The sequence below is a fragment of the Kribbella sp. NPDC104218 genome (genome assembly GCF_055584105.1).
The window spans coordinates 1,405,838-1,418,535 of record NZ_JBVJMQ010000002.1 but is presented as its reverse complement, the minus strand read 5'-3'; the positions used below and the strand labels follow the sequence as shown (position 1 = coordinate 1,418,535).

Annotated in this window: 13 protein-coding genes; 11 read left to right on the top strand and 2 right to left on the bottom strand. The window is 64.6% G+C overall.

Going from position 1 to position 12,698, the window contains the following annotated elements:
* Window positions 1-78: 78 nt before the first annotated feature.
* From ACZ6ZD_RS22465 to ACZ6ZD_RS22455, 3 genes are all read left to right on the top strand, one after another.
* Window positions 79-303 (top strand): hypothetical protein, encoded by a 225-nt coding sequence (locus ACZ6ZD_RS22465; RefSeq protein ID WP_465675076.1) that lies wholly within the window; start codon window positions 79-81, stop codon window positions 301-303.
* 38 nt (window positions 304-341) lie between these two features.
* Window positions 342-1,184, top strand: a complete 843-nt coding sequence (locus ACZ6ZD_RS22460) for an amidohydrolase family protein (RefSeq protein WP_465675074.1) — start codon at window positions 342-344, stop codon at window positions 1,182-1,184.
* A 141-nt stretch (window positions 1,185-1,325) separates the two neighbouring features.
* On the top strand, window positions 1,326-1,793 hold the full coding sequence (locus tag ACZ6ZD_RS22455) for a hypothetical protein (RefSeq protein ID WP_465675072.1): 468 nt from the start codon (window positions 1,326-1,328) through the stop codon (window positions 1,791-1,793).
* On the opposite strand, the gene ACZ6ZD_RS22450 is transcribed toward ACZ6ZD_RS22455, so the two are convergent.
* On the bottom strand, window positions 1,790-2,296 hold the full coding sequence (locus tag ACZ6ZD_RS22450) for a hypothetical protein (protein ID WP_465675070.1): 507 nt from the start codon (window positions 2,294-2,296) through the stop codon (window positions 1,790-1,792). The genes ACZ6ZD_RS22455 and ACZ6ZD_RS22450 overlap by 4 nt on opposite strands.
* Before the next feature lie 177 nt (window positions 2,297-2,473).
* On the opposite strand from ACZ6ZD_RS22450, the gene ACZ6ZD_RS22445 reads away from it, so the two are divergent.
* The 4 genes from ACZ6ZD_RS22445 to ACZ6ZD_RS22430 all read left to right on the top strand — a co-directional run bounded on the left by ACZ6ZD_RS22445 (window position 2,474) and on the right by ACZ6ZD_RS22430 (window position 5,618).
* The gene (locus ACZ6ZD_RS22445; RefSeq protein ID WP_465675068.1) at window positions 2,474-2,752 is read left to right on the top strand and encodes a helix-turn-helix domain-containing protein; all 279 of its coding nucleotides are present in this window, start codon (window positions 2,474-2,476) and stop codon (window positions 2,750-2,752) included.
* Between the two features lie 486 nt (window positions 2,753-3,238).
* Window positions 3,239-4,048: a prolyl oligopeptidase family serine peptidase gene (locus tag ACZ6ZD_RS22440; RefSeq protein ID WP_465675066.1), complete on the top strand. Its 810-nt coding sequence runs from the start codon at window positions 3,239-3,241 to the stop codon at window positions 4,046-4,048.
* A gap of 34 nt (window positions 4,049-4,082) precedes the next feature.
* On the top strand, window positions 4,083-4,400 hold the full coding sequence (locus ACZ6ZD_RS22435) for a hypothetical protein (protein ID WP_465675064.1): 318 nt from the start codon (window positions 4,083-4,085) through the stop codon (window positions 4,398-4,400).
* Window positions 4,401-4,622: 222 nt separating this feature from the next.
* The gene (locus ACZ6ZD_RS22430; protein ID WP_465675062.1) at window positions 4,623-5,618 is read left to right on the top strand and encodes a LacI family DNA-binding transcriptional regulator; all 996 of its coding nucleotides are present in this window, start codon (window positions 4,623-4,625) and stop codon (window positions 5,616-5,618) included.
* Window positions 5,619-6,000: 382 nt separating this feature from the next.
* Here ACZ6ZD_RS22430 and ACZ6ZD_RS22425 read toward each other — a convergent pair whose 3' ends face one another.
* Window positions 6,001-6,990 carry a LuxR C-terminal-related transcriptional regulator gene (locus ACZ6ZD_RS22425; RefSeq protein WP_465675060.1) on the bottom strand — a complete coding sequence of 330 codons (990 nt, stop codon included), beginning with the start codon at window positions 6,988-6,990 and terminating at the stop codon, window positions 6,001-6,003.
* Window positions 6,991-7,650: 660 nt separating this feature from the next.
* Between ACZ6ZD_RS22425 and ACZ6ZD_RS22420 the strand changes: the two genes are divergently transcribed.
* The 4 genes from ACZ6ZD_RS22420 (at window position 7,651) to ACZ6ZD_RS22405 (ending at window position 12,421) form a co-directional block, all read left to right on the top strand.
* Window positions 7,651-8,544: a LysR family transcriptional regulator gene (locus ACZ6ZD_RS22420; RefSeq protein WP_465675058.1), complete on the top strand. Its 894-nt coding sequence runs from the start codon at window positions 7,651-7,653 to the stop codon at window positions 8,542-8,544.
* A 108-nt stretch (window positions 8,545-8,652) separates the two neighbouring features.
* Window positions 8,653-10,011: a phosphonoacetate hydrolase gene (gene phnA, locus ACZ6ZD_RS22415; protein ID WP_465675056.1), complete on the top strand. Its 1,359-nt coding sequence runs from the start codon at window positions 8,653-8,655 to the stop codon at window positions 10,009-10,011.
* Window positions 10,012-10,016: 5 nt separating this feature from the next.
* A complete protein-coding gene (locus ACZ6ZD_RS22410; RefSeq protein ID WP_465675054.1) occupies window positions 10,017-11,327 on the top strand; it encodes an MFS transporter in 1,311 nt (436 codons plus the stop codon).
* Window positions 11,328-11,347: 20 nt separating this feature from the next.
* On the top strand, window positions 11,348-12,421 hold the full coding sequence (locus ACZ6ZD_RS22405; protein WP_465675052.1) for a zinc-binding dehydrogenase: 1,074 nt from the start codon (window positions 11,348-11,350) through the stop codon (window positions 12,419-12,421).
* Window positions 12,422-12,698: the final 277 nt, after the last annotated feature.

The following is a 12,698-nucleotide window of genomic DNA, read 5'->3' as shown; positions in this document are numbered from 1 at the left end:
CGTCCATGCCGCATTTGTCGGCACCTGTCTTGGCCTGCCGACTGTTGGGCCGGTCGGCGTGAAGGAGACCCGCTCACGATGAACACCTTGCTCGCATTGCAATCTCTTTTGCAGGACGTACACAGCACGTTCCAGCACCCGCTGCCGATGGCCGGTCCGTCCGAAGGTGACCGATGGTCCAGCAATCTCCGGTGGCTGAAATGGGGGTTCTTCGGGGTGGCCATCGCTGTAACTTTCTTCCTGACCAGACGGAAGGACTCTGATTCCACAGAGCAGCGCGCTCGGGACCAGGAGGAAGACTGAGTCATCCGCCTCATCCACGCCGAAGGGACCACAGCGGCATGAGCAGAGTCGACGCGCATCACCACGTCTGGGATCTGAGCGTTCGCGACCAGACCTGGTTGGGCGGCGCGGAGTTCGCCCCGATCCGGCGCAGGTTCGGGATCGACGAGCTGGCGCCACTCGTGGCCGCGGCCGGGATCACCGCGACCGTGCTGGTGCAGACGGTCGGCGTCCTCGACGAGACCCGCGAGTTCCTTGAAGTTGCCAACAGCAACGACTTGGTCGCGGGCGTGGTCGGCTGGGTCGATCTGACCGCGCCCGATGTCGCCGACGTCCTGGCCGAGCTGCAGGCCCGGCCGGACGGCGGCTATCTGAAGGCCGTTCGTCACCAGGTTCAAGGTGAGCCTGACCCGGAGTGGCTCCTCCGCCCCGACGTCCAACGCGGCCTGGCAGCGGTGGCTGAGGCCGGGCTGGTCTACGACCTGCTCACCAGGACCCCGCACCTGCCGGCCGCCATCCGGGCGGCACAGGCCCTGCCCCAGCTCACCTTCGTCCTGGACCACCTCTCCAAACCGGTCATTGGCGGCCCGCTTGATCCCTGGGCCACCCACCTCCGGGACTTCGCTGCCCTCCCGAACACGACCTGCAAACTCTCCGGCCTGGTCACCGAGGCCGATTGGTTGAGCTGGACCGTCGCCGACCTCAAGCCGTACGCCCAGACGGTCCTCGAAGCCTTCACACCGGAGCGAGTGATGTTCGGCTCCGACTGGCCCGTCTGCCTACTCGCCGCGGACTACCCGGCCGTCGTTGCCGCGGCCGAGGCCCTGACCGCCCAGCTGACGCCAGCCGAGCAATCGGCTGTCTTTACCACCACGGCCACCAACACCTACGACCTCAGCTGAGGCCTTGGTTTGGCGAGCCGGGTGATGCGGCTTGTAGTCATCGAGGTACTCTCTGCTGCCTAGTGGCTCTCAGGCGCTCCTCACTCGACAACAAGAAATCGAGGGACCTGCAAGGTGGGCTGCGCAAAGGAGTCAGGGCTCATGCTCACAGTGCGGGTACGGCGCGATGTACGTCCAGGCGCCACCACCGATGACCAGATCGATGCGGTGCCGGAGGCTGTCAACGTTTGCGCTGAACACGGCGGAGCCATGGTCGCGCTGGCGAAGGTGATGTTGTCTGACCAAGTGGCTGCTGAGGCGGCCGTGGTCGAGGTGATCTCGACAGCCTTTCCGAGGGCGGCGATGGCGGTGCCGATGCCTGCGCCGCAGATGCGACGCGAACTTGCCCGTAGAGTGCATCGATCATGCTCGCGCAGGGAGCACACCTCGATGCGGCATCAGCAGGCGGTCGCTGTGGCTTTGGCGCAGTGCGGGCAGCTGGACTATCGACAGATTGCAGATGTCCTGCGGCTACCTGCCGCGGACGCGGCAGAACTCCTTTGCTCGGGACTGCGCGCGCACGCCACCGGCGTCCAGGTCTATTCCAATCTTGCTGGAGAGCTTGTCTAGGGCGTCGCCAGAGTGACCGTGAGCGGGGGAAGTTCTTCCGGCCCGCCTCGTGGCGCTGCGGCTACCGGGTCGACGAGCGTCTTCTCTCCGGCGACGTCGACCACCTTGCGAGGGAAGCTGAACGGTGCTGCCGACTGACCTTCGCCGGCAACGATCTCGAAGTTCACGATGCCGTCCGGTCCAGTCACGGGTGCGAGGACCGACCAGTCGGTCATTCTGAGCTGGAACGAGCCGTCCGGGCCGGCGGTGGTCTCCGTCAGTTGCTGCAGCTTCCCCTCGTCGCCGACCTTTGGTGATTCGCTCGTGTCGTTGCTCGGCCACGCGTACAGGACCACCGAGACCCTCGCTGCAGCCTTCCCCTCGGCAGTCTTGACCGTGCCGTGGGCGACCACGGACTCATCCAGCACGGCGGTACCACTGTCCGCGGAACACGCGGACGCCACCGTGATGCTGCAGATCACCAAGCCCGCGGTGACGGCTATGGTCGTCAACTGTCGCCGCACGGGTTTCTCCTTGGCCCTCGGTTCCGGACAAAGTACCTCATCGGAAAACAGTGGTGTCCAGTGAGTTGCATCATCCTGCAACAAGCGGTTCGGTTCATTTGGGAGTGGCGGGGCTCGTGTCGCATTTGAGCCAGGGTGATTTGAGAATGGTGTTGGCCACCGGCTAATTTCGCATCTGTGAATGCGATCGATTCGCCGGGGCGTGAGGCTCGAGCGGCGCTGGCCGGGGAGTTGCGGCGGCTGCGCCAAGCCTTTGGGATCACTGGGCGGCAATTGGCGGCGCGGCTGGGAATCAGTCCGTCCGAGGTCAGTCGGATCGAAACCACGACGGTGATCCCGGATCCCCGACTGGTCGGGGCTTGGATGCGGGCGTTGGAGGCCGAATCTCGTGCGATCGAAAGGGTTCTCGCGATGGTGGATTCGGCGCATCGAGAGGCCAGGAGTAGCCGGCGTTGAGGTCTCGACCGGCGCTGGTTGGAGGTCGGCGACCGTCGGGAGACTGGCCGCCGACCTCACGTTGGCTCAGGTCTCTGCGTTGAGGTGCAGCGATGCCGAGCCCGGGGTTGGGAATCCGCCCACAGCTAACTCCCATAGCGGAATGTTCTGGGTGCCGTCCGCGCTTGTCAAGTAAAATCTGATGGCACCTGTCAATGAAATTCTGTTGTCCAGATTGGCTCAATTGTGCACCGTCTCCAATGCGCCATAAGAGGATCATTGAATCGCTGGGTGAGATGTTGTAAATGAAGTCTTGACATCGGAATTGCGGCTGAAGATGATCCTTGAAACTCGGCTCGGCTGATGCGGAGCGCCCCCGCGGAAGGTAGTTGCCATGCAGCCGGGCCTCGGCCGATCCATCGATAAGAGCGTCGGCAGAGCTCGGGGAGTGGCGAGCTGATGTCCGTGCGGCCCGCCCCGCCGTCTGTGCGGCTTCAGAAGGTCCGGATGACAGATGCCGTGGGAACGGTGCGGGAGTGCCTGATCGCGGATCCGGGAGGCGGCGTTCAGGAGCTTCACGTGCTGTTCCATCCCTTCGCATCGACGCCTGAGGCGGTGCTGTTCGGAGAGGACGCCGGCGCCTACTTCATCAAGCCTCTGGAGGGCATGGTGGAGGCGGTGCGCGGGGCCGGCATGGCGGTTGTCGCTCCGCGTGCCCGTGGACGCGTGCTACCGGGTGTGTCACTGGCCTGGGCTGCTCATCTGGACGCGGTCAGGGCCTGTATCGACGAGGCCTGCCGGTTGACCGGCGCCAGCGTTGTCACGGCCGGTGGATTGTCGATGGGCGGGCTCGATGCGCTCGTCTTCGCCGGGCGGAATCCAGAGGTCGTCCGAGCTGTCTGGGCGGCCAACCCGATCATCGACGTCCAGGAATGGGGTCGAGACATCGAGGCCGGACGGACCGAGGACAACCTGTTCGAGACGCGCGTACACAAGCTGATCGAGCAGGAGGTCGGCGCGGGCTTACGCCCGGCGGTCGAGGCCTATGCAATGCGGTCGCCGTTGCACTACGTCGAAGCGCTGGCGACTGTCCACGTGCGCCTGGTGTGGTCGCCGGCGGACACCGTCGTTCCTGGCCAGGCGTCTCGGCATGCGCATCGGTTGGCGACCAGACTTCGTGCCATGGGCGGCAGCGTCGATGAGCAGATCGTCACTCATGCGCCTTTGGACTGCACTCTTTCCTCGGGGCGGTTCGCACATGAGGCCTGCGACGTCCGGGAGAACGTCGGCTGGCTCCAGCGGGTACGAGCGGTGTAAGTCTTTCCGGGGTCAACGAGAGGGTCATTGGTGCATGACCGACAGGCCGGCGGCCGTCGCCTATGTCAATGCGGGTCTGTTCGTGACCGGTTCCGCGCTGGAGCAGGCCTGCAGAGGTCTGAGCCGCTTCGCGGATGAGCAGGGCTACAACCTGATACACACTCATATCGAGGGGCACGCGCTCGACCTGGACGCCTTCGGCAGCTTGGTGCAGCGGGTCACCAGGCTCGGCGTCGTTGCGGTCCTGGTTCCAAGCCTCCATCACTTCGCCCCCGTCGGCGGCCCGTCCGACGTCAAGCGCTGGTTGGAGCACCTGATCGAGGGGAAGGTGATCTCCGTTGCCCTCCGCTGATGGGTCGAGTCGGCGCGCGCCGTTGCCAATCCGGCCCGAGACGTATGGCGCGGAGGTGTCAACGACACCAGACTTGTTTGCTTCCGAAGCGCGTTAACGCAAACATAGCTGCGTGACGATTGCGACGAGTGGTGAGCGGAGGGTCCAGGAGCCGTGTCCGATGAGCCCGTAGTCCGTGACAAGTTGCCACGCCCGCCGGGTGGCCGTCGTCGCAGTCCGTCGATGACTGACGTCGCGAAGCTGGCCGGTGTCTCGTCGCAGACCGTCTCGCGGGTTTCGAACGGTTTTCCTGGGGTGGTCGACACCACGCGCGAGCAGGTTCTGGCTGCGATGAAGCAGCTGGGATACAGGCCGAATGGAGCCGCCCGGGCACTGAAAAGCGGTGAGTACCGCACTCTCGGAGTGGTGGTCTTCACGCTCTTGAGCGTCGGGAACAACCGGACTCTGGACGCCATTGCGGTTGAGGCCGCGCGCGAGGGCTACGCCATCACGCTGATCCCGGTGAACGCCCAGGAGGCCGTTGAAGGCGCCTTTGGCAGGTTGGCCGATCTGGCGGTCGATGGGGTCATCCTGGTCTTGGAGACCCAGCTGTTGCAGCAGATCTCGGTCTCCTTGCCACCAGGTCTTCCGGTGGTCGTTGTCGATGCAGACGCCGGAGCCGACTACGCCGCGATCGATATGGACCAAAGCGGCGGTACCCAGCAGGCCGTCGATCATCTCCTCGAGCTCGGCCATCGGACGGTATGGCACGTAGCAGGCCCCGCAGGCGCGGCATCCAGCCGGCGCCGGACCGATGCCTGGCGGACGGCGTTGGAGAAGCACGGTTGCGTAGTTCCCGAGTTGGTTCGCGGTGATTGGTCTGCGGAGTCGGGCTATCGGGCCGGCTTGGAGTTGCCTGACGACTCGTCGTGTACGGCGATTTTCGCGGCCAACGACCAGATGGCCCTCGGGGTGCTGCTTGCTCTCTACGAGAAGGGCCGAAGCGTTCCGCGAGAAGTCAGCGTCGTGGGCTTCGACGCAGTACCGGACGGCGTTGCGTTCATTCCTCCACTGACCACGGTCTATCAAGACTTCGCCGAACTCGGACGACTTTGCGTCGCGGAGCTTCTTCGCCAGATCACTACCGGGGTTCCGGCGGAACCGGGCGTACAACTGGTGCCGACTCGATTGCTCCAGCGGGCAAGTACGGCGCCACCTCCGGAGACCGAAATACCGTAAATGACCACGACAGGCCGGCGTCCGTATGGGGGGATGGGACGCCGGCCTGTCGGGTCATGGTGATCCCGGCTCACACCTGAAGTCGGGATCAGCGACGGAATCGGACTGGACTCAGGTGCAGTCCGACTCCTTGCTGAAATGATCTTGGAGACCCTATCCAGCTGTCAAGTAATACGTTTGAATATTCGACAGATGACGCAATTGAGCAAGGTAAAGCAAAAGTGACTCGTTCTCATTCTTTATTGCTTCGGCCCCCTGCCCCGTGGTCAGGAGACCGATTTGAGTCGAAAGTACCGACGTCGATCACACTGTGTCCACGGTCGGGTGCGGATTGTCACCTATTGGTCAGTTCGGTTGTTGTCACTTCTGGGAAGTGGCGCGGTCAGATCCAGCCGCGGTGAGCCGCCTGCACTCCGGCCTGGAATCTGGTCGACGCGCCGAGACGGGTGATCAGTAGGCTGACCCGGCGAACGACTGTGCGGCGCGACAGTCCGAGTTGTGCGGCGATCTTCTCGTCGGTCACGCCCGTAGCCATCAGTGTGAGAATCTCCCGATCCCTGCCGTCGACCTGGTCGGTGCTGGTACTGGCCGGCGCGGCCACCTGCCAGAGGGTTTCGAACACGCCTCCCAGGGTCGTCAGGAGGGCGGACCTGCTGATCATGAGAGTGGTCGATGCGGCAGGTTCGACTTGGTCGGCGAGTACCAAGAAGCCGACATGCTCGTCGATGAGAGTGAGTGCGAGCGGAGGGTTCGGGAGGACGCGTGCCCGTTCGCCCGACCTCGTCGAGCTGAGCAACGCACTCGAGGCCCAGGTGGTTGTCAGCTGATTCTGCTGGTAGATCGATCGGTAGCGAACGCCCCTGGCGATGCGATCCTGCCGGATCCGTTCGCGGACATGCCGGTGGCCAACGGTGGCGCAAGGCGCCTTCTCGATGGTCCGGACCTCGAACTCGGCGCGGGTGTGGAACTGTTGAACCGGTCGGCAGGCATCTTCGGTCGCGGTCAGAACCTCGAGCCCGTGGTAGCTGCCCTGGTGATGGCGAGCGGTACGGAAGATTTCGATCAGCTCGGCCTCAGCCTCGCGAATCTGAGTCTGCCGGCGGTGTTCTGACGTCAGAATCTTCGTCGTCAGCCGGTCCGGCCGCTCGGCCTCCCAGTGGCTGTCGGAGCGGCTGGCGGCCTCGCTCTCGGCCAGCTCGGCCAGTGCGTCGCGAACGGCAGCAGGCGCCAATCCGGTAGCCAGTGCGATCGCGCTCTCGGTCATGCCGGGCGTGGCGACCAGGGCTCGGTACACGCGTCCGGCTGCCGTCGTCGCGAACAGCAGGTCCGCGGCCGGCAACCGGTCCTTCGGTGTGGAGGCGGCGAAGGGCATCCCGAGCTCCCTTCAGTTCTCGTCGGGATCAGGCGCAATGTTTGCGCAAACAGATAGTATGACCTTTGCTGCGATTCGTCAGCCCGCCGGGCTCGATTGATCCTGGCCGCGCGGGCTCGGAGGCCGAGCTCGACAGGTTGCGTGTCGTCAATGCCGGTTGAGGCGGCACCGGTCGCGACTTGACCATCGAGCGCGAGCGGAACCGGGCGTGCTGAGGCCGATCCGTGATGTCTGGCGGTGCGGCCGGTCGATGCCGAATGGTCGAGCGGCCCGGCCGAAAGCGCCCCAGGTGTTGTGCGGCCGACGGCATCCGGGGTGGTTGTTGCCAGACTCCGCGTACATTCCGTCTCCGAGATCTGTGGGCCTCAGATCGTTCCGCAGCGTGGCCGGCTCGTGCCCGCAACGGCCTCCGGCCGCCGCCGGAGAGAGGTCCGGCGGCGATGGGCCCCGGAGGGAACGGCCTCCGGGGAGCCGTAAAGCTATTCCGGACCGACAATCCGGTCAACCGAATGTCTCGGATGAGTCGTGTCGCGAAGGTGACTAAATGGCCCGCGGGAAGCGGATTTTCAGCGTCGCCGGGATAAGTTTCGTCGATGCAGCGCAGCACTCGCCTGCGCGTCGACACGCAAAGGGCGTCCTTTGTCCTGAGGAGGCAAGTTCATGCTTAGTCTCGTCCAGCTGGGAATGCTGGTCAGAGTGGTGGACGAAGGTGGGTTCTCCGCTGCGGCCAAGGCGTTGTACATGAGTCAACCGACCGTTTCGAATCACATTCGTCAACTCGAGCGCGCGTTAGGTGTCAGTCTGCTCCAGCGCGGCCCTCATGGTGCGCAACCCACCCCGGCAGGCAAGGTGGTGGTCGACCATGCGCGAGAGGTCTTCCGTGTCCTGGAACTCCTGCAGCATGCGGCGGCTGGATATCGTGACTTGGAGTCCGGCTTGCTCGCTGTGGCTGGTACGACGACGCTGGGAACCTATTTGCTGCCCCGTCTCATGAGTGAGTTCACGGCCCTGGCTCCGAAAGTGACCTGCCAGCTCCGAGTCGGCAACGGTGACACCGTCGAGGCCTGGATGCTGAACAGTGAGGTCGGCTTGGCACTGTGCGCCGGTCGTCCGGTCGCGGAATCTCTGGTCAGTGAGCTGCTACTGAGCGAGGACATGGTTCTGGTCGCGCCGGCTGAGCATCCGCTGGCCGGACGAGCTGTGGAGGTCGCCGATCTCGTCTCCAGCCGGTTCCTGTTTCGCGAGCGAGGTTCGGGTACGCGGCGGTTGCAGGAGCAGACCCTTCGTAGCTGGGATCTTCGTGGTGCTGAGACCTGGGAGGTCTGGGGTTCCGACACCGTCAAAGAAGCGGTGCAGCTTGGCCTGGGGCTCACGGTGTTGTCCGAGCACACGGTTCGTCGAGAGATCGAGACCGGGGTCTTGACCCGGCTGGACATCGAGCCGCGGCCGCCAAGTCGTGAAGTGACTTTGGTACGCCGAGCTGACCGCCTCCTGACGCCGCCCGAGGAAGCCTTTGCGTTGTTGGTGCGCGCCACTGCCGCATGGCCTCGGTGACTTCGGCGTCCCAACGCTATAGCCCCTATAAGGCAAAAGCTTCTTCCTGTCGGTCGGGTGTCCCGCCAGTCTGAGGGTGTCCGCCACCGCCGACCTTCAGGAGACCAGGTGCCTTCGACGATGTTCGACGTCAACGGTCGCAGCTACATCACGCCGGGGAGCCCGGTCGTGGTGATCTGCGTCGACGGCAGTGAGCCCGAATACCACGAGCTGGCGATGCAGGCCGGCCGGATGCCCTGGCTCACGGAGACGTTGCGTGATCGGGGATCGTCCTGGGCGGCCGAATGCGCGATGCCGGCCCTGACCAATCCGAACAACGTATCGATCGTCACGGGCCGGCCGCCGGCGGTGCACGGCATCTGCGGAAACTACATCTTCGACGCCGCGACCGGTGAGGAGGTGCTGATGAACGACAAGCGCTTCCTTCGGGCCCCGTCCTTGTTGGCGGCCGCGAATGATGCCGGACTCGACGTCGTCGTGGTGACGGCCAAGGACAAGCTGCGCCGGCTGCTGGGAGCCGGAGTGGTCGAGGATGGTCCGAGCCTTGCCGGCCGACCGGAGTTCGAGGCGCCGCGCCGGCGGGGGATCTGTTTCTCGGCGGAGAAGGCCGACCAGGCAACGGTCGAGGAGAACGGCATCGGCGAGGTGCTCGCGTTGGTCGGTCGTCCCCTTCCTGAGGTCTACAGTGCAGACCTCAGCGAGTTCGTCCTCGCTGCCGGTGTGGAGATCCTCCGCACGAGCGGGGCCGACCTGATGTACCTGTCGCTCACGGACTACATCCAGCACAAACACGCGCCCGGTACCGAGACGGCGACCGCTTTCTACGAAATGATCGACCGGTACGCCCGGGAACTCGATGAGCTCGGGGCGGTTGTGGTCATCACCGCCGATCATGGGATGAGCGCGAAGTCGGACGGCGACGGACAGCCTCGAGTCGTGTACGTCGAGGACGAGGTCCGTTCCCTGCTCGACGGTCAGCCGGGGGATCCGGCCGACGACGTCAGAGTGGTGCTGCCGATCACTGATCCCTACACGGTTCATCACGGCGCGCTCGGTTCGTTCGCCAGCGTGTACCTGCCGCCGGACGCCGATCAGTTGTCGGTGATCGAGGGATTGGCCGCGATCGATGGAATCGAGGCCGTCTACAACCGGGGCGACGCTGCTCGCAAGTTCCAGCTTCCTGTCGACCGCATCGGCGACATCGTCGTCCTCGCCGAAGCCGGTACCGCGCTCGGCCGATTCGTTGCTTGGCACGATCTGAGCCAGCTCGACGCGCCGCTGAGGTCACACGGCGCGCTCGGCGAGACCTCGGTGCCGTTCCTGATCAACCGGGTACTTCCGCAGCCCGACCTGGCCGGCGAGTGCGTCAGCGGGGCAGCCCGGCTCCACAACTACGACGCGTTCTGGGTCGCGACGACGCTTGTCGCCCAGGTCGAGGCGTCGTCATCCCTTCCAGCGATTGGTTGACCGACATGTCAGTGACAGGACCCGCGCCGAAATCCGCTGTCGAGCTGGAGTCCGTCTCCGAGGATCGATTCCGACGCCTCAAGCATCGGATGCTCCTCGCCGCGATGTTCTGCTACCTGTTCTTCTACACCGGCCGGCAGACCTTCGGATTCGCCATCCCCGGCATCCAGGAGGATCTCGGCCTGAGCAAGACGACCCTCGGCGCGATCGGTGGTCTGCTGCTGTGGTCCTACGCCGCCGGGCAGCTGATCAACGGCAACCTCGCCGACAAGTTCGGCGGCCGCCGCATCATGACGCTGGGCGCCATCTTGTCCACGATCCTCAACTGGTGCACGAGTTTCGCGATCGGCACCAAGAGTCTGGCCGTGGCCTGGAGCGCCAACGGGTTCGTTCAGGCGATGGGATGGCCGTCCGGCGGCCGCGTGATCGCGAACTGGTGGACACCGCGCGAGCGCGGGAAGAGTCTCGGGTTCTACACGTTCGCCGCCGGCTCGGCGTCCGTCCTGGCCTTCGTCACCTCGACGCTGGTCGTCGACACCTTCGATCTCGACTGGCAGTGGATCTTCCGGATTCCGGTGCTGCTGATGCTGGTCGGCGGCATCACCTTCTACTTCATCGCCCGGGAGAACCCCGAACAGGCCGGTGTCAAAGCACCGCAGAGTTTCGTCGACGCCCAGGCCGCCGGCTCGATCTCAGGCCCGGAACTCGTGGCCGGAGAGCGGTCGATCGACCGCTACCGCGCGGTGCTGGCCAGCCCCAAGATCTGGTCGACCGGGATTGCCATCGGGTTCCAGAATGCCGCTCGTTACGGTCTGCTGATCTGGGTTCCGGTCTACTTCCTCGGCGACAACTGGAAGTCCGGCGGCGGTGCGATCAGTCCGATCTGGATCTCCGTGGCGCTTCCGGTCGGGATGGCGGTAGGTGCGTTGACCAACGGCCAGATCTCCGACCGGCTCTTCGGGTCTCGACGGGATCGACCGATCGCGGTGTTCATGGTTCTCGGCGCGCTCTTCGCGATGATCATGTACCTCGCTCCGCTGGGAATCATCGGTGGGATCGTTATTCTCTTCCTGACCGGCTTCTTCGTCTACGGGCCGCAGTCCTCGTTCTGGGCGCTCTGTCCGGATATTGCCGGACGGCGGATGGCCGGCACCGCGACCGGGGTAGTGAACTTCTTCTCGTACCTCTTCGCTGGAGCCGCCGAGCCGCTGGTCGGCTACGTCATGGACAGCACCGGACAGACCGGCTACATCTTTCCGATCGTCGCGGGCAGCTGCCTCATCAGCGCGCTCGTGGCCTTGACGATTCGTCGATGAGGACGCTGATGACCGACACGATGGGCCTGGAGCCGGGCACCGCGACAGCCGCTGTGTGGAACGGCGTCGACAAAGGATTCGAGGTAGTGGTCGAGAGCCTGCCGAACCTACGGGCGGGAGAAGTTCTGGTCGAGATCGAGCTGGCGACGATCTGCGGCAGTGATCTGCATACTCTCTCGGGAGACAGGCCGACGCCGCTGCCGACCGTCCTCGGGCACGAAGCCGTCGGGCGGGTCGTCGGGATCGGAGGGGTGGCCACGTTCTTCGACGGGTCGGCGGTTGCGATCGGTGACCGTCTGACCTGGACGATCGGAACTTCCTGCGGAACCTGCCGTCGGTGTACTCGAGGGGTTCCGCAGAAGTGCACAGACGTCCGGAAGTACGGGCACGAGGCGATGGACGCGCATTGGCGGCTGAACGGCGGCATGGCCAGCCATATCCATCTGCTCGCCGGAACCGGGCTCGTGCGGCTTCCGGACAGCCTGGCCGCCGAAGTCGCGGCACCGGCCAATTGCGCGACGGCAACCGTCGTGTGCGCGATCCGGCGATCAAGTTTCAGGCCGGGAGACACCGTGATCGTGATGGGGTGCGGCATGCTCGGCCTGACCGCGGTCGACTACGCCCGATCCCGCGGCGCCGGCAAGATCATTGCCTGCGACCCCGATGGCAGTAGGCGTGCGTTCGCTGTCGCCTTCGGTGCTGACGTCGCTTGCGGTCCGGCCTACCTGGCCAAAGCGGTCGACCAACACGGCGCCGATGTCATCCTCGAGCTGTCCGGCAACAATCTGGCTGTCCAAACGGCGATCGATCTCGTCGATCTGGATGGCACGGTCGCGCTGGTGGGATCCGTCTCACCGGCGCCGTCGGTGTCGTTCGAGCCCAGCGGCTTCGTACGTAATCTCAGCAGGATCGTCGGCTGTCACAACTACCGAGTCGATGATCTGGCCGAGGCCATCCGCTTCCTGGACGAGACGCCGTCGCAGCACTCGTACCGGGATCTGATCCCGCATCCCTTTCCCCTGGCCGAGATCGACGCCGCCGTCGCCGAAGCCAAGCGAGGGTTGTCCCCGCGCATCGCCCTCTCGATGACCTGAATTGCATTCCTGGGTATTGGCGCAGTTGCGTCGATACCCAGAAGTGCAATTCACGTTCAGCATTGTTAAATACAAGTCAAAGATCAGGAATTGGCGCCGGAAAAGGGTTCCCCGGGCGCTGCGGCCCGCTACTGTCCGATCGGCCGGAAGTAGTTGTATCGGCTGCTCAGAAGACAGACAAGGACCGGAGAGCATGCGGGATCTCAACCCCTACTACGTATCGTTCATTCGCCGGTGGGGCGGGCCGGTACTGGTCTTGATCATGGTGCTGAGCGGC